This window comes from Microbulbifer regidiadema (SeqCode), from assembly GCF_052466995.1.
In genome coordinates this window covers 2,753,446-2,770,447 of the sequence record NZ_CP174297.1, presented here as the reverse complement: position 1 = coordinate 2,770,447, position 17,002 = coordinate 2,753,446, and the positions used below count along the sequence as shown (strand labels likewise).

Sequence of the window (17,002 nt, the reverse complement as noted above, 5' to 3'; positions counted from 1 at the left end):
TTATGTCTAAAGCGCCGGGGGAGTTTGAAATCATCCGCGATTACTTCGCCCGCGCGCCCCAGGGCGAAGGTGTGGCCCTGGGGATCGGCGATGACTGTGCGCTGTTGCAGGCCCCAGCCAGCGGACAGCTGGCCACCTCTATGGATACCCTGGTGGCGGGCCGCCACTTCCCCGCAGATGCCGATCCACTGATGCTCGCCAGCCGTGCGCTGCGGGTGAATATCAGCGATCTGGCGGCAATGAATGCCCGCCCCCTCTGGTTTACCCTCGCCCTGACCTTACCCCACAGCGACTCTGCCTGGTTGCAGAAGTTTGCCTGCGGCCTGTTGGAAACCGCTGGCAAGTTTGGGCTTTCCCTGGTGGGCGGGGACACTACCGCTGGCCCCTTGTCCATTACGATTCAAGTGATCGGCCATACCGAAAAGCCCCTACGGCGCGATGGCGCCTCCGCCGGTGACGATATTTATGTGAGCGGTCCCCTCGGGGCCGCCGCAGCGGCTCTGCCGGTTATTTTGGCCGAGCGGAGTGTGAGTGAGGCGATTCGCAGAGAGGCGGAGCAGGCGTTCTACTTCCCCGAACCGCAGTTAGAGACGGCCGGTGCAATCGCCGCTATTGCCACCAGCGCACTGGATATTTCCGACGGCTTGCTGGGTGATCTGGGCCATATCTGCAAGGCGAGTGGTGTGGCCGCAGAGATCGAGCTGGAGGCCCTGCCCATTGCACCACTGGCCAGTCGGCTGGCCGCAGATAGCGCTGTCGAGCTGGCGGCCTGCGGCGGGGATGACTATCAACTCTGCTTTACCGCACCGGCGGCGGCCGCTGAACAGATTCGCCAGTTGGGTTTGACGCCCATTGGCAGGCTCGTCGAGGGAGAGCCGCAGGTGCGCTGCTCCTATCGCGGCAGACCCTGGATTGCCCAGTCACCGGGTTATCGGCACTTTTAGGGCGACGTTACCGCGCCTTTGTGAGAATTAAAACAATGAGCATTAATAACCCGACATTTTCCCAGCTGTTGCGCGACCCCAGTCTATTGCTGGCATTTGGATTCGGCTCCGGGCTGGCCCCCAAGGCCCCGGGCACTTTTGGCACTCTGGCCGCGATACCATTTTGGTGGTTGATGCAGGACTTGTCCCCGCTCTGGTATTTGGCCATTGTGTTAGTTACCGGTTTGCTGGGCTGTTATCTATGCGATACCGCAGCCAAGAAAATGGGGGTTCACGATCACGGCGGTATTGTTTGGGATGAGATGGTGGGTTACTGGCTCACCATGTTTATGGCCCCGGCGGGCTGGGCCTGGGCGCTGTACGGTTTTGTGCTCTTCCGCATATTTGATATTGTCAAGCCCGCTCCCATCGGCTGGGTTGATCGCAGAGTACAAGGTGGCGTTGGAATTATGCTCGACGATATACTGGCCGCCGTTTATGCGGCCCTGGTACTGCAATTAACCGCGTGGCTACTGGGGGCCTAGATTGATAGGGAAGATCAATGCGCCGTTATTTTTTACCTTTATTGAGTTTTTTCCTCGCCCTGAATGCCCATGCACAACAAGTGCAGTTGAAGGGCCTGTTTGGCGATAGCGCCATGTTGGAAATTGATGGTCGCCAGCGAATCCTCAAAGCCGGGCAGAAATCCCCCGAGGGCATCACCCTGCTGGAGGCGACCACGCGCTATGCGCGGATTAATGTGTCGGGGCGGGAACAAAAACTGACTCTGGATGCCCCGATCGCGACCAGTTTTGCCCAGGCGGCAAAAGCGGAAGTGCGGCTTTCCGCCGACAGCGGCGGGCATTACATGACAGATGCCTGGGTGAATGGCCTCAGAGTGCCGATGATGGTGGATACCGGTGCAACCAGTATTGCGTTCAACTACCCCACCGCTCGCCGCCTGGGTTTGAACCTGGATAATGCACAGGAAATACGGGTTTCCACCGCCAATGGCGTTACCAGGGCCTATCGAGTGCGCCTCAGTAGCGTCACTATTGGTGGAATCAAGCTTCACAATGTCGACGCGACAGTACATTCCGATGACTTTCCCAGCGTAGTGCTTCTCGGCAACAGTTTTCTCAGCCGGGTGGATATGGAACAGCAGGGCGGTGTGCTGCTACTGCGCGCCCGACACTGATTTAAAGAGGTATTAAGTTGACCATTCGTTTTGTGGAATCCTCAAAACTGCCCACCTCTTGGGGCATGTTTGAGATGCACGGTTTCGAGGAAGTGGAAACCGGAAAAGAGCATGTGGTGCTGACCATGGGTGACTTCGATACCGAAGAGCCCCTGCTGGCCCGTATTCACTCAGAGTGCCTGACCGGAGATGCGCTTTTCTCCCTGCGCTGTGACTGCGGTGCCCAGTTACAGCATGCGATGCACCGTATCGCGATGGAAGGCCGTGGAGCTATTTTCTATCTCCGCCAGGAGGGCCGTGGTATCGGCCTGTTAAACAAGATTCGCGCTTACCACTTGCAGGATTGCGGTGCGGATACGGTGGAAGCCAACGAGCAATTGGGCTTTGGTGCCGATATGCGGGATTACTCAATCCTGAAAGCGATGATCGAGCACCTGGGTATTCACGCTATCCGCCTGATGACCAATAACCCGCGCAAGGTAAAAGCGCTGGAGGACCTGGGTATTAATGTGACTGAGCGCCTGCCGCACCAGTCCGGACGCAACCCCCACAATGCCAAGTACTTGTCTACCAAGAAAGGTAAGTTGGGGCATTTGATTGAGCACGAGGACGAAGAGGGCGGAGAGGAGCAGTAGCTTTCACGCTCCCTCAGACACCCCAAGGAAAAAAGGCCGGAAAATCCGGCCTTTTTTAATGCTCTGCCAATTAATCTCTGCGGCGCGGCTGCACAAATACACTGGTAGTGCGTCCAGGCAGGGTAAAGGTGCCGCTGTCCCGGTCAAATTTTGCCCAGTGCAGGCGCGGGTCTACCGAGCGGCGCTGATGCGGGTGTTTGAACAAGTACTCACCACTGAGGTGCGAACTGCTGAATTCCACCGCTTCGTTATCGCCATTAAACAGCACCACAATACGCGCAAAGCGGGGATCGATACTGCCATCGACATCGGATAACTCCATCACAATCAATCCCGGAACCTGCTCGGGTCCGGTGTTGAGAAAGTTGAGGTGCGTCTCTACCGATGCCGCATCGGGTAGGCGAAACAGGGGGGAGCCATTGCGGATTGCCAGCTGTTCGCGAAACAGTGCGGAACTCCACTGGCGCTGGTGGTGCTCGGGGGCCAGCTCCGGATTTGCCAGTAGCGGTTGCATCAGGAGCCAGTTGTCCTCGTTTTTATCGGCGATCGGCAAGCCCGCCCCCCAGTTATCGGTGGCGAGGCTGAAGTCCAGTGCATTAAACCAGTCACCGGAGTTGTAGCTGTCCCGGTCCATCGATTTTGAGCGCAGGAAATCCTGGCCGGCGTGGATAAACGGCACGCCCTGGGCGAATAGCACCAGAGAGTTGCTGAATGCCTGGATACGCACCCGCTCGCCCAAGTCGGCGCTGGCACTGGCTTTGATCTGCACACCGTCGAACAGGGTCTCGTTATCGTGAGCGGCGATATAGTTGATAGATTCCTGCGGGTCGGCGGTATAGCCGCTGGGCTGGCCGTTATAGATCAGCTCGCTGCCGCTAATGATATTGCCGCTGGCATCTTCAAAAGGGTAGTCCGCCAGGTTGCCGGCCAGGGAAACGCGGACTTTATCGGCCAGGGTTAGCAGTGTGGCGCGCTCATCTTCCCCCTCAAACTTGCCGTTGCTGTCGGTGAACAGACCGGTACCAAAGCCCTGCTCCTCAAAACCGCCGAAGGGATTGCCGCCGCGCACCGAGTCGCGCAGGCGATCGTTAAAGGTGCCCACGCCACTGCCGGCCATATTGCCCTGGCGCGCCTGCACAAAGCGGGCATCGTCAGCCACCTCGCCAAAATTCCAGCCCTCGCCGTACAGGTAGATAGCACTGCCATCAACCCCATCGGCTGCTGGAGTCAGCGATTGCAGTGCCGCCTGGGCCTTGAGGATATTGTCGAGGCTGTGGTGCCCCATCAGATCGAAGCGGAAACTGTCCACCTTGTAGGCCCGGGCCCAGGTGAGCAGAGAGTCGATCATCAGCTTTTCCATCATGGCGTGTTCGCTGGCGGTATTGGCGCAGCAGCTGCTCATCTCCACACCGCCCTCCAGATTGCGGCGGTGGTAATAGCCGGGGACGATTTTGTCGAGTACGGAGTTGTCGTATTGGCCGTAGGAGCTGGTGTGGTTGTACACCACATCCATTACCAGGCGCAGGCCGGTGTGGGACAGTCCCTGCACCATTTGGCGGAATTCGCGAATGCGCGCAGTACCATCGGCAGCGCTGCTGTAGCTGCCCTCGGGTACTGTGTAGTGCAACGGGTCGTAGCCCCAGTTAAAGCCATCGCTATCGCGTACAGCGTCCACCTGGGCCTGCTGCTCGCTGCTATCCGGTGCATAGACAGAGAGGTCCGGGGTTTGCTGCTGCTGCGCTCGATCCTCATTGACCGTGGCAAAGTCAAAGGCCGGCAGCAGGTGGACGTGGGTGAGGCCGGCGCGGGCCAGTTTATGGAGGTGGCGCATGCCGTCGCTGTGCCGGCGGGTGAAAGCCTTGAAAGTGCCGCGCTCTGCCTCGGGTACAGTGCTATCGGCAATACTGAAATCGCGCACATGTAGCTCGTAGATGCTGATATCTTCCGGCTGGGTTAACTTGGGCTTGCGCAGCTGATCCCAGCCGTGCGGTTTCAGGTCGCGGTCATCCAGGTTGACGATCTGGCTCTTGCCGCTGTTGATGGAGAGGCTCAGGGAGTAGGGGTCGGTGACCAAGTTAGTTTCAATCTGGCGGCTAAAGTAGGAGTAGACCTCGACCTCGTACAGATAAAAGCGGCGGTCCCACTGGGTGTCGATATCGGCACGCCAAACGCCGCTAGAGTCGTCGCGCTGCATGGGTACTATTTGGTCGGCGCTATCGCTGCTGGAATCCGCAAACAGGTGCAGTTTTACCGCCCGTGCAGTGGGGGCCCAGAGATCGAACTGAATATTGTCCGCGCCGACCCGGGCGCCGAGTTCACCTGCGTAGTAGAAGTGGTCATCGAGGGCGCCTGCCATCTGCACACCGGTAGCGTCGATTAACTTGCCCTCGGCATCGTAAGCGGCGAGGGCGAGCTGTTGGCTGACCAGGTCGCTAATGGCCGCCGGCTGTGGCAGTTGCCAAGCGCTGAAGCTGGCCAGGTGCGGGAATTTTTGTTGGGCGCTGTCCGGTAGGCTGGTGAGCGCGGTGAGTTCGATGGCGCCACCGGAACGGATATCACCGTCCTCCAGTTTTAGCTCGGCATTGTCGCTGTAGTGCAGTTTAACCGTATCGCCCTCCTGGATATCCCAGGCAAAGCTGCTGGCATCCACCCAGTGGGCTTTATCGCTGCTCAGGTCACCCTTGGCGAAGCCGTCGTTGCTGACAGTGACTTCTTTACTATTCGAATCAAAAGCAAAGTAGATCTCGTCGTAGTCGGCGGTTACGGTAAAGCTGACATTGGCACCATTGTTGCCGTAGCTCTCCTCCCAGCCCTCGTGCAGGGCCACCTTAAATTCGTAGGCAGCGGCCGGCAGCGCTGAGGTGGTAAAGGTGTAGGTGCCGTCACCATCGGTATCCTGCATCCAGCTGCGCAGGCAACCGGGCTGCCAGTCCCCCGGGCAACCCAGCAGGGACTGGAAGTTGCCGGCCACAGTGGCGATCACGCCGTTGTGGTTGTCGCTGATCCAGTGGCTTTCATGGTCGTAGACAAACTTGACCTCGCGGGCTTCATCCAGGCTGAGGGAAATATTGGCGCCGTCGCGCTGGCCGCCCCAGCCATAGTTTTCATCCCAGCTGTTGTTGAGGGCAGCCTTGTATTCCCAGTGGCCGGCCGCTACCCAGAAGCTCCCCTGCCATTTGTCGTCGTCGCTGTCATAGCTGAGCTGAGTGGCGGCACAATCCGGTTGCCAGTCGCCGTCGCAGCCCAGTTGGCTTTGCAGGTTGCCGGGGATATTGACGACTGTGGGGTCGGGGGTATCGGAGGCCCAGCTGGGCGCCTGAATGGAGCAGAAAAGTGCGCCCAGAATCAGGGCCGCCCTTGTGCCGGGCCCGGTGAGTTGCTTAATTGGCATAGTTTTCCCCATTTGTTGTTTTTGCTTTGTGGTATTGGAAATATTTTGTGTGGATTTCTCTGGGGTATTGAAGCGCAGTCCTGTGGAGGTGGCCTCCTACCCCCGGGAGGAGGAGAGGAATGAATTGGGCGACAGTAGTGCTTTATCGAGGTGCGGGGAGCTGCGGACTGAGAGTCGAGAGAGGTGAGCCCCCGCAGTTATCGGCATTAGTCCGACGGTTTCCGGCGCTGCCGTTTCAGGGGCAAGTCTTTGGGCTTGCTCCAATCCCCTGGTAATGCTAATTTGCCACTACCCCGCAGCTAGTGCGGCGGCATCCACAATTCAATGACTGCGGAGGATAATTGATGATTGTTACCACCCTCCGTCGGGTCCAGTAGCAGCCCCGAGCTGCCCGCGCCCGACGACAGTTCCCAAACGTCGGGCTTTCCCTGAGAAAGCTCTGTTGACCGTGTTATCGCGGTCGCTTGGCGCTTTGTTGCGCCCAGAGGGTTTCAATCTTGAGTAAATCACATTTTACCCGTTGGTCTGTTAACAGATTCGGCACTAAATCCGCATCCAGTAAAGTTGAGCGGGAATCTTCTCCGCTACAAAAACTTGGCTGGAAGTCTTTTTTCCAACAACAGTTGACGCTCGAAGAATACGAGCAATGTGTGCCGCTGCGAGTTATGGCGGTACACCGCAGTCGCCTGGAACTGGCCGGCGAGCAGGGAGCTATATCCCTGCCTCTAACTGGAAGTCTTGTGGCTAGTTTGCCGGCGGTCGGAGATTGGTTGTTGTTAGAAAAAGGCAGTGAATATTTCGTGCGCCTGTTGAGCCGTAGCAGCCGATTTGAGCGCATGGCGCCCGGTGCCCAGCAAGTGCAGATGATCGCTGCCAATATCGACAGTGTTTTTATTGTCTCCTCCCTGAATGACGACTTTAACCTCTCCCGTATTGAGCGCTATTTGGCCCTGGCGCGGGAGTCCGGTTGCCGCCCCCACCTGATATTGACTAAGGTCGACCTGTGTGACGACAGCGCCCCTTTCCTTCAGGCATTGCGCCCGTTTGGGGAATTACCGCTAGCCTTGTTAAACAGCCTGGATCGGGAAAGCGTGGTGCAGCTGCGCCAGTGGTGTTTACCTGGGGAAACTATCGCGCTGCTAGGTTCTTCTGGCGTGGGCAAATCCACTTTGTTAAATGCGCTGTCTGGCGAATCCCTGGCTGAGACCGGGACTATTCGTGAAGCTGATAGTAAAGGTCGCCACACTACACGCAAGCGCTCCCTGCACCCATTGAGTTGGGGGGCGCTGATACTCGATAGTCCCGGAATGCGGGAGCTGGGACTGGTAAATGTTGAAGATGGCGTGGCAGAGACCTTTTCCGATATTGAGGCTTTGGCCGGAGAGTGTCGCTTCTCTGATTGCCAGCACCAGTCAGAGCCAGGTTGTGGGGTACAAGAGGCAATAGCGGGCGGCTCGCTGGATGAGCGGCGTCTGCGCAATTGGCAAAAACTGCAACAGGAGATATGTCGTAACGGTCGAACCCTGGCGCAGAAACGCGCAGGGCAGAGAGCGCTATCCCAAATGTATCGATCTGTGCAAAACCAGGCGCGTAAGCGTAAATATTCAGAGGATTGATAGAACTGGCACCCGGGAGGTTTCCCGGGTGCTTCTCAATGAGTGGAAGAGTTTTAAAGTGGCAGCGCCCAAGGCGGGTGGCGTCTCCTATTGGCAAATTGTGTAAGGTTCCCACGCAGCAGCAAACAGGCCCAACTCTTTAAATGGCTAGAGGGTCGCGACACTGCTGAAGTTGCTGAATCAGATATCTATCTCTAGCTAATGTTTTTTTGCAGTCATCACCAAACCACTCCAGTGAAGCTTCAATATTGCGAACGCTCTTGTCCGGGTGTTGGCTAATATGGGTTATAAACTCTTGATAGTTAACAGCACCATCAAATAACGGAACAATACCTTCCCGTGAGCCGGAAGCAGAATAAACATTGGCCGGCGAAAATACACTCAGAAATTCAGCAGAACTTACATTTTTTAAGTGGAGATGATTGATGTCTTGTTTTAAAGCTTCAAACGCTGGAATAATTTCGCTTTTTGACTCCCAGACATGGAGCGCATCAAAGTTGATTTGAAGATTATCGCAGGCGACTCTCTGCAAGAGGCGCGTTGTTGCTGGCACGGAATCCGCGTATGTGTGGGGGTGTGTTTCAATGACCAGGTTGAGGTCATGTCGAGACATCCATTGACAGACTTTGCGCAAAGTTTTTGCTAATCGTGCAAAGCTGTGTTCAGCTGTGTTGGCGCTAGCTTCTGAGCCGGCAAAGGTCCTAATTTTCTTTGCACCCCAATGTTTTGCCAAGTAACATAAATGTTCCACTTGTTTTTGTAGCTTTGCTTCAGTGGCGTTCAGTGCCAAGTAATCACTTAACATCGTGATTTTTAAACCATAGTCCGCCAGCCAATCTTTATTATATTCCGGCTGAGAAGTAAGGTTTTTTGCGTGAACTCCCCATAATTCAATTCCTTGGAAATGATTTTGCTGCGCCCATTTTGCCAGATGCTCAACTGAAACTAATTGGTGGCGAAAAGAGATTGTACAAATAGATAAAATCATATGCACCTCTCAAAGGAAGGTTCTTTTTCAGTAATGGCTGTATGAGTTTGCCACTGTTGATGTAATCTATATAGCTGGTGTTTGATCTTAAATTCCCGCTGATCTTGCTGGTCCAGCAGCTGTATGATTTCTGTTTTGATACCTGCCACTAGCTCGGAAGAGTAGTTTCCCTCAGTAATACAATTTGCTATTTTCATTGAGCGAAATTGAATCTGTTTGTAGGTTGAAACTAGCTCTTCAATAATCTCGCACCATGTTTCAAATTCATCAAAATCCAAGTTTAGTTGCAGCATAAAAAATGCCAGGCCATGTTCGTAGGCATATTTTCGAATGGCCAATACTGGCAGTTGAGTAAGCGCACGGCTTAAGTTGGAGGGGCATAGCTGGCTTTCAGGGGTTAAGTGTGTCTCGATGATTTTTCGTACGGCATCAGTCATCGGATTATTTTCTAAGTTTAAACAGGCGATAAAGTAATCGGAAATTGACTGGTTTGAGCTTGCTTCAATTTGCTCGCTATCAAAAATATAGCCGCCGGCAACAGCGTCCGATTCGATTGCGTGTAACACTTGTTTTCTATTTTGTTCTCCCTCCCAGCGAAAGTCTGGATCCCACATAAATAACATTTCTGGATCTTGGCTGTTTTTCAGCATAACATAGTGAGGAAACGGATTTTGATTAAACTTATTTTCTCGGTCTGGCAACCTGTACATGTCTAGCATTACCATTATGTGCTGGTTGGTGAGCTTATTGTCTAGCAATGTTAGTAATGTATTAATGTTATCGCCTTTGCATAGCTTTGGGTTGTACCAGGATCTGACCTCGACAGCATAAATTTCCTTGAACCAGTGACGAAAGAAGTTGTGGTTCAAGTTCTCAGCATGATAATTGATGCAATAATCATTATCGATAACAACTTCGGCATCCCAAACGCCAAAATAAAATGGTCTATGGTCAACGCGATCATTTGCCTTGATGCATTCGCATAGGCAGCTCACAAAGCAGTGTACTTTGATATCCTCAAATTCTTCTGCCTGCTCCTCAGTTTGTTCTGCCTGAACTATTTTGACGCCTGGTTTATCTTGAGGTTTTGTGTTATTGCGGGAGGTATTCTCCCTGGTCTTGTAATCAATCCGGCCCAATATGAAATCACTAAAGCTATCGACCGTATCAAAATCTTTCAAACTTAAGGCTTCATCAGGTATATCAATCCCCAGTTTTAATTCCAGGCTGATAAGTAGTTGTAGTATCAGTACTGAATCAAGATATAAATCTTCATTTAGCCTGGAGTGAGGCTGAATGTTTTTTGTGTGGGGCAGATTCAGCTCGTTAGTAAGTATGCTCTGAATCGAATCTACTATTTCAGTTTTTTGCATAATCAATATTTTTTTGTTTGCCGGATAGATAGCGTATGCTTACTGGTTGAATCTTTTATCCAGGCTTGCTTTATCAGTTTTATTTGTTTCAGTTTGCATATTTTGTTGGTAGTTTTGTGCGATTTGCTTGCGATTCACTTTGCTGTTAGCCATTCGCATTATTTTGTCAACCGGCTGTAATATTTGCGGCACCTGAAATGGTGCTAAATGTTGATGGCACCATTGACGTAATTCAACGGGGGCTATTGCTGGGGAGGCGACATACTGTAAGCAAGCTCGCTGGCCGGCAAACTGGTCATCTACCTTAAATACCACAGCATCATCAATTTGTGGGTGTTCAAGTACGATGTCTTCTATTTCTGCGGGATATACGTTTAGTCCTGAGACAATAATAGTGTCATCCATTCGTGCCAGAAAATGCAGTCGACCACTATCGCTAAAGTAGCCGATATCCTGTGTTTTAATCGTCTTAGTTCCTGATGTGGTTTGTACATAAGCAACTATTTCTCTATTTTTATTATTGAGATTGCCACAACTAATTTCTATATGGGGTAATGGCTTACCCTGGTCATTAGCCGCAGATAAATCCTGCCCAATGCTGATACAGCCCGCCTCAGAGCACCCATACTGTTGATATAAGTTTTCCACGCGCTCTTGGATCTGCTCAAATACCTGTTGTGACATAGTGGATCCTGAAGTCATCGCGGCAAATAGTTTGCTGTTGACGGGCCACAAACGCAATAAACCCTGTAACATCACTGGGGAAGTGTACAATAGTGGACGCTGACAGCTCTGTAGCTTCTTGATAAGATATTTAGGATTTATATTACTAATGATGAGGGGGGATTGTCCCCGATTCAGAGCAACCATCACACCACAGATTAATCCATAAGAATGGGTAATTGGGCAGGCGATAACCGGCATCATGCTATCTGGCTCGCTGAAGGCTTGGCAATAACTGTTTACTTCAATGTCGATATCTCCCCAGCTGCGCAATATGCATTTGGGCTCGCCGGTGGTACCTGAACTCATCTGAATAATGCCCGCATCAGATTTGTTCAAGTTAGTTGTTGGTATCTCGATTAATTGTGTTAGATCACCATAGATCAGCAGGTCACAGCCAGAGTTTTCTGCCATACGCTTTGCAGTGTCCTGTGGAACACTGGAGTGAATAGGCATGGCAGATATTTTCTTTGATTTTAAGTAATAACATAAAGTTAGCCAGATAAAATTATCTTCCACGCATACCGCAATGGCGTTACTCTCGTTAATAGCGTTTATTAAAGTGTAGATCTGCTGTTGTTCGTTAAAATCTTTTTTGCTGTAAAATTTATCATTTATTGTAAGCATAGGGTTTCTCGGGCGCTGCTGGCGCTGACATTAATGTCTTGGGCGTTTCCTTGTTGGAGTCATGCAGGGCAGCGTCTGCTAGCGAGTTTCTTATTGGGTGGTGAAATTCTGTTTGACGATTCCCACGGATTTTTTTATCCAGTAGTGATTCGGTTTTGATTTCGGGCTGAAATAAATCGACTTGAGCTATACGCTGCTGCGCAGTTAAGCCTGATTGTTGGTATTTTTTAAAGGTCAGATAAGCTGATTTCCAGAAATCAACTTCTGAATATTGATAATAATCTTCAAGCAGTACTGCAAGGTCACATAAATTGAAAACCAATAAGGTGTCTACTAACAGCTCGCGCAAAGCTTCGATGCTCTCCATCCAGTAATATTGGTTGGCGGCGCCAAAGCGATACTCTTCCTCGATATCGGCAAAAATAGGGGCTAGGTCGGGTTGTGCTAAGTAATTGTAAGTGAACTCCATACTTTCATGAAAATCGCGTACTATTACTTTTTCAGGCCAACCGTCTTTATGTTGCAGTAAGATATTTTGCCCGTGTGCCTCAATAGCAATGCCGTGATGAACCAATAGATGCCAGATGGGGATAATTGTCTTTTCGAGCAATTGCTCCAACCAATTATGACAGCCATGTTCAGCAATCCAGGGCTCAATAAAAGGGTTGCCATCTTGTTCTATTAAACTTAGGGCTACAAAAGGTATTACATTTTTATCTTCACAGTATAAGTGCAAACTTTGGCGAAAAATTACACCTAATTGGCTGTCAAGGTCTTCAATCCATGCTTGAGATTTACTCCCGTCGTTTGCGGGTCTTATTCCAGCGTACTCCGCCAGTAAAATCATATTTTTCTTTAGGTAGTTGTCTGAATCCCAAATGCTTGCCAGCCAGTTGGATATAGCCGGTGCAGTACAGATTGTGTGACTTTCTATAGTGCGCAACGAAGAGGTATTAATTATACTCAGAGGTAGTTTTATATTGGCTTTTTCAGGGTGGCTGATATTTAGTAGTGTGCGAATTGAAATGCTAGCTTGGTATTGGTCGCCTGCTTCTCCAAGGTAAAGTACTTGTTCGTCACTAATGGCTGATTCAAGTTTGTCTTGCAGATGTTTCCATTGCCATGGGTGGATGGGTATCAATGAAAAGTCAGTATTATCGGAAGTGATATTGTTAATTTTAGTATTTAATTGCTGGTAACATTGTTCGCCAAGTTCGGCTTCCCAAAATGTTTTTTCATTCGTAGAGTTAAAGCTATGTTTCAAATAGCGGCGTCGAATGGCTAGCCAGTGTAGCTGGAATCTATTGCCAAATTCTGGGCCATATAGTTTGTGGTCTAGCTCGCTAAATCCAGTCCTGGATTTGAAGCATGGATGATAAGAGTGGCCTTCGTCAATTGCAGATTCTAGTTGAGTATAAGTTAATTCGCGGCGGCTTTTATAGCGATTTAAATGTTTGTTGTTCCACTGGCAAAGTTTAACCGTTTGTTCAAGCTCTACTGTCAGTTGTTGTTTTGCTACTGCTGAGACAGGCAAGTCCTCGATAAGGGTTTTTAGTGTTATTGGTTGCCAATCGCTATCTTGATATGATTCGTTTATCTGTAATGTTTGCGGCTTAGTGTCTACATGGTTATTTTTTCTTTGAGCAACAAACATTTCATTTGCATTGATTCTAACTCGGCTAAAGCCAGAAATCCTGCCTAAAGCTCGATAATAGGATTCTCCTAATATAAAATAGAAAAAATTATCGTAATAAGAGTAATCGCAAAGCCGCTCAAACAATAAGGCTTCCAGGAGCTGGCGAATGACTCTGTTCTCTCCAGCTAAGCGGAGGGCCGATTTCTTGGACGGAGAGAACTCCTGGCCTTTTGGGGATGAGTTCTGCGGTGGGTTAGCTGTGAGCAAGAGCCACCTCGTTAGCTTCCTCTGCGTTATTTAAGTATTTTTGGTGTAGGTCAAAAAAAGGATTTCTGATATTGGTGTAAACCGCTAATTCTTTTTCTGCCTCTAGCTCATCAATATCTTCAACACGGGTTAGAAGATTTCCTTTGCAGGGGATGCTGGAGTTGTTGAACAACCTATTTATAAAGTTTATACCAACGCCTTTTAATGCCTCATGTTTTAGCTGCTTAAGTTTATTGTAACTTAATTTTAACAGTTGACCCTCATCAATCAGGTTGTCTTGCCCCAGGCGACCGATAACCGAAAACAATTGATTGATAAATAGGTAGTATCCAACGCGGTCTGTGATCATGTTGTCAGGGTAGAATAAGTCAGGATTGTTGCTTAATTCAGGCACAGCTGTGAGTAACTCACCCTGCATTTTTTCTGACAAATAGAAACCCTGATTATCTCGATAGTAGTATTTAATTGGACAGTTTTCATGAATGGTCAATAAAGAATTTTGTTGATGAGCTTCTAGGCCAATACCTTGACTGTCATAAAGTATAATTGTTGGTTCAATCGCACATTGCCAATAACAATTAAACCATTTTAGTGCCGCTTTTTCGGCGCTAACCCCCTGTTTGGAGGCCAGTTTTAACACTTGCTGTGCTAACTTAGATTGAGTGCCAGGTAAAATAGGATCTTGTACTAATGCTGCGATTGAAAGTGTAGGTGATCCCTGGGTGTCTATATCTTTACTAAATGGATTTTGACGTATAATAGTTTCAAATCCAGTTTCCTGCATATGGGGTAGTTTAACGGTAATAAATGCAGGATCTTCGATTAAAGTAAATTGTGGAAATTTTTCCTTGAAATTGCTTAGTGAAAATAATTTTCCAATATTTAGCCCTGGGTCCAGTTCATGAGTCCTGTTTTTTCGTAGTGAATTGGTGATTTTTACGGGGATCGAGAGCTTGATCATATAATTAAGTTCACTACAGTACAAAGTGCGAACTGATGAGGTGGGTGTAAACATCTTACCCATAAGACCTAAGTCAACGATCAGCCCATCGCGCTGTAAGTGTTGAATGTAATCTTGATGTAATAGCCACTGTGCTTGTAGCGGGTGTACAGGTATTAGTTGTTTGTCGATATCTATATTTATATCTTTACCTTCAGCCCCTAACATTCTGTTAATAATTTGCTCAACACTCTCGTCGAAAAAAGAGTCTTGTTCTAGAAACTCTCTTGAAATAGCAAAAAAGTGTAGTTGAAATTTAGACTTTAATTCCGGTGTATACTTTTCATGCTGCCAGGAGTGAATGCCTTGGCGTGATTTGGGTGTTGGATGGAGCCAGTGTCCAAATAATAGAGACTGTTCAGAGGAGATATAGTCGGAGTTATTGAGACTGGGATCATCTAGCCGCTGAGCCAGATAATTCTGCATAATTTGAAGACTTTCTAAAGTGCGATTTAATAGTTCAATTTTATTGGCGGGGGTATTTGGTTTGTGAGTTTGATCGCTCTCTCTTGTATAAATGTTATCGATTAACAGCATGATTACAGAGGTAAAATCTATGGGTTGCCAATTCCATTGATTGGCTGATTTTCGATAGCTTTTGGTAAATACATGTCGACCAACAATTGAGCGATAAGAGGCTTCTAGGGCAAGTGTAATTCCAGCTCCGTTCAAGTAGAGTTCTAGCGTATAACCATTTTTTTCTTCAAGAGCTACACCTGTTTGCAGTTGCCAATCAGAACTTGTATGCCAAACACCAGGATCTACTTCTCTTATATATGCATTAGCAAATGCCTGAAAAGAAGCCTTTTCCGCCAGCTCTTTTGCGGTGAATAGCATGACGGTATTCTCCTGGGGGTATTAAATAAAAGAACTTGCCTAGATGATAATGATACATATTCTCACCATCAAGCAGGTTTACAATTGTTACTATTATTTTAGAGGTTTATCTCACTTGGTTTTATTTAGGCGGAAGTTTGATTTATTTTTAGCTTTGTGGGTCTGTATTGGTAGCAAAGGTAGACGGCTAATAAAAAGCTGCACCATTCCGCTAGCGGTAGTGCAATAATAAATGATAAATCATTTGTTATTGCTGGTAACAATTTCCAGTTGGGCAATATGTAATAAAAAGCAATTAAAAATACGGCGGGGAGGACTAGACTGCGGTTAATAGCAATTAAAGCTGATGGCTTTGGTTGGTGTACTGCTGTTAAGTAACAGGTTAAAACGATATTGGTGCCATTAATTAAAAATAGAGGAAGCAATAATGGTAGCAATTGCATGCTGACCAGAGATATTTCCTGATCTTGCTCATTGGTAAACCAGCCCAGAAAGATTTCGGGCCAAAAAACAAGTGACGCAACAATAATAATACCCAGGCAGATGGTGCTTAATATCGCAATTGACAAAAAAGACTTTACCCTGCTTAAATTCTGAGCGCCAAAGTTTTGACTAACCACGATATGTAATGCATCAGCCAAGCCGTAACTGAGCATAACACTTAAGAAAATGAAATAATTGACCAGGGTAAAGGCTGCTACACCATCTACACCTAATCGCATAATCATCAAGGTATTTAAAATGAAAAAAATAATGCCAACAGATACCTCGTTTATAAATTCTGATATGCCGTTGTAAGCTGAATGGAAAAGTAACTTCCACTTTGTCTGTTGTAACTCGAACTTAAGTGTTCTTTTTTTGCTAAAGAAATAACGGCTCAATACTAAGAGTTGTATAACTTGCGCTATGGCGGTGGCATAAGCTGCTCCAGCCAATCCGAGCTCCAAATAAACGATAAACCAGGCATCGAGCAGGATGTTGAGTACGGCGCCTATGACTAATGCGCATGTAGCTAATATCGGATGGCCATCAGAGCGGACAAAATAGTACAGCACCATTGTGGTTAGCTGTAAAATGAATACCCAGCGAATTATATCGAAATACTCCCTTGCTAATACCGAAATCTGAGCTGAGATATTGAGTATTTCAAAAAGTAGATCATTAAAAGCCAAGCTGCCCAATGCCAGTAGAGTATTAATAGCTGCAGCGGCAATGATGGATTGGCTGAAAATCGCATGTGCCGTTTTCAGGTCTTTTTCACCGATGGCTTTACCTACACTCACAGCTCCGCCTATTGCTAGCATAATGGCAATAGCTATCAATAAGGTGAAGTACGGGATCATTAGCGTGATTGCAGCGAGAGCATCTGTGCCTATAGTGTTACCGACAAAAAAACCGTCAATCAGGTTGGCGCTCGTTATTGCAACTAAGCCGACTATTGAGGGTAGTACATAGTAAAAAAAAGTTTTGATGATACGACCGGAAAGCGCTGGATTTTGGCTTGACATTAAAGTGTCTCAAATTATGAGAAAAAATAAGTTCTGGGGCGGTATGATATATTCCACTCGCTACAAATAGTAGTGATTGTCATTGGTGTTGATAGGTTTAGCTTGATACATAAAGCTGTACGATAAAGTTTTGATACTCTAAAAGCTAAAAAATTGTATTAGGAATAATACAGTCTGTATTTAATTCTGTGTCGGGGGAAGCCTGATAATGAGGTACATAGCTGTGTTGATATTTGTCTGCGCCAAATATTCAGGTGAGTCATATCTGGCTTGGAGAGCT

General features: G+C 48.5%; 12 protein-coding genes. 5 read left to right on the top strand and 7 right to left on the bottom strand.

Annotated elements, in window-relative coordinates; genetic code table 11:
* Positions 1–2: 2 nt before the first annotated feature.
* From thiL to ribA, 4 genes are read left to right on the top strand one after another with little or no spacing between them, the layout of a single operon-like run.
* Complete coding sequence (gene thiL, locus ACJJIK_RS12030) at positions 3–944, top strand: thiamine-phosphate kinase (RefSeq protein ID WP_444928542.1); 942 nt, start codon at positions 3–5, stop codon at positions 942–944.
* Positions 945–979: 35 nt separating this feature from the next.
* Positions 980–1,468, top strand: coding sequence for a phosphatidylglycerophosphatase A family protein (locus tag ACJJIK_RS12025; RefSeq protein ID WP_444928541.1), 489 nt, complete (start codon positions 980–982; stop codon positions 1,466–1,468).
* A 17-nt stretch (positions 1,469–1,485) separates the two neighbouring features.
* Entirely contained in the window at positions 1,486–2,121 is a 636-nt protein-coding gene (locus tag ACJJIK_RS12020) for a retropepsin-like aspartic protease family protein (protein ID WP_444928540.1), read from the top strand.
* A 17-nt stretch (positions 2,122–2,138) separates the two neighbouring features.
* The gene (ribA, locus tag ACJJIK_RS12015; RefSeq protein ID WP_444928539.1) at positions 2,139–2,756 is read left to right on the top strand and encodes a GTP cyclohydrolase II; all 618 of its coding nucleotides are present in this window, start codon (positions 2,139–2,141) and stop codon (positions 2,754–2,756) included.
* Positions 2,757–2,826: 70 nt separating this feature from the next.
* Here ribA and pulA read toward each other — a convergent pair whose 3' ends face one another.
* Positions 2,827–6,147, bottom strand: a complete 3,321-nt coding sequence (gene pulA, locus ACJJIK_RS12010) for a pullulanase-type alpha-1,6-glucosidase (RefSeq protein WP_444942871.1) — start codon at positions 6,145–6,147, stop codon at positions 2,827–2,829.
* Positions 6,148–6,644: 497 nt separating this feature from the next.
* On the opposite strand from pulA, the gene rsgA reads away from it, so the two are divergent.
* Positions 6,645–7,763 carry a ribosome small subunit-dependent GTPase A gene (rsgA, locus tag ACJJIK_RS12005; RefSeq protein WP_444928537.1) on the top strand — a complete coding sequence of 373 codons (1,119 nt, stop codon included), beginning with the start codon at positions 6,645–6,647 and terminating at the stop codon, positions 7,761–7,763.
* 139 nt (positions 7,764–7,902) lie between these two features.
* On the opposite strand, the gene ACJJIK_RS12000 is transcribed toward rsgA, so the two are convergent.
* The 6 genes from ACJJIK_RS12000 to ACJJIK_RS11975 form a co-directional block, all read right to left on the bottom strand.
* Positions 7,903–8,751: a sugar phosphate isomerase/epimerase family protein gene (locus tag ACJJIK_RS12000; protein ID WP_444942870.1), complete on the bottom strand. Its 849-nt coding sequence runs from the start codon at positions 8,749–8,751 to the stop codon at positions 7,903–7,905.
* Positions 8,748–10,124 carry a DUF6005 family protein gene (locus tag ACJJIK_RS11995; RefSeq protein WP_444942869.1) on the bottom strand — a complete coding sequence of 459 codons (1,377 nt, stop codon included), beginning with the start codon at positions 10,122–10,124 and terminating at the stop codon, positions 8,748–8,750. Before ACJJIK_RS11995 ends, ACJJIK_RS12000 begins: the two co-directional genes overlap by 4 nt.
* Before the next feature lie 39 nt (positions 10,125–10,163).
* Positions 10,164–11,474, bottom strand: coding sequence for an AMP-binding protein (locus tag ACJJIK_RS11990; protein ID WP_444942868.1), 1,311 nt, complete (start codon positions 11,472–11,474; stop codon positions 10,164–10,166).
* Positions 11,458–13,377: an IucA/IucC family protein gene (locus ACJJIK_RS11985; RefSeq protein WP_444942867.1), complete on the bottom strand. Its 1,920-nt coding sequence runs from the start codon at positions 13,375–13,377 to the stop codon at positions 11,458–11,460. Before ACJJIK_RS11985 ends, ACJJIK_RS11990 begins: the two co-directional genes overlap by 17 nt.
* Positions 13,364–15,214, bottom strand: a complete 1,851-nt coding sequence (locus tag ACJJIK_RS11980) for an IucA/IucC family protein (protein ID WP_444942866.1) — start codon at positions 15,212–15,214, stop codon at positions 13,364–13,366. The genes ACJJIK_RS11985 and ACJJIK_RS11980 overlap by 14 nt, the downstream gene beginning before the upstream one ends.
* A 125-nt stretch (positions 15,215–15,339) precedes the next feature.
* A complete protein-coding gene (locus tag ACJJIK_RS11975) occupies positions 15,340–16,722 on the bottom strand; it encodes an MATE family efflux transporter (protein ID WP_444942865.1) in 1,383 nt (460 codons plus the stop codon).
* Between the last annotated feature and the right edge of the window lie 280 nt (positions 16,723–17,002).

Bases quoted from the DNA above. Each gene is read 5' to 3' on its own strand.
- ACJJIK_RS12025 (WP_444928541.1), top strand. From the start codon at position 980: ATGAGCATTAATAACCCGACATTTTCCCAGCTGTTGCGCGACCCCAGT.
- thiL (WP_444928542.1), top strand. From the start codon at position 3: ATGTCTAAAGCGCCGGGGGAGTTTGAAATCATCCGCGATTACTTCGCC.
- pulA (WP_444942871.1), bottom strand. From the start codon at position 6,147: ATGCCAATTAAGCAACTCACCGGGCCCGGCACAAGGGCGGCCCTGATT.
- ACJJIK_RS11980 (WP_444942866.1), bottom strand. From the start codon at position 15,214: ATGCTATTCACCGCAAAAGAGCTGGCGGAAAAGGCTTCTTTTCAGGCA.
- ACJJIK_RS12000 (WP_444942870.1), bottom strand. From the start codon at position 8,751: ATGATTTTATCTATTTGTACAATCTCTTTTCGCCACCAATTAGTTTCA.
- ACJJIK_RS11975 (WP_444942865.1), bottom strand. From the start codon at position 16,722: ATGTCAAGCCAAAATCCAGCGCTTTCCGGTCGTATCATCAAAACTTTT.
- ACJJIK_RS11990 (WP_444942868.1), bottom strand. From the start codon at position 11,474: ATGCTTACAATAAATGATAAATTTTACAGCAAAAAAGATTTTAACGAA.
- ACJJIK_RS12020 (WP_444928540.1), top strand. From the start codon at position 1,486: ATGCGCCGTTATTTTTTACCTTTATTGAGTTTTTTCCTCGCCCTGAAT.
- ACJJIK_RS11995 (WP_444942869.1), bottom strand. From the start codon at position 10,124: ATGCAAAAAACTGAAATAGTAGATTCGATTCAGAGCATACTTACTAAC.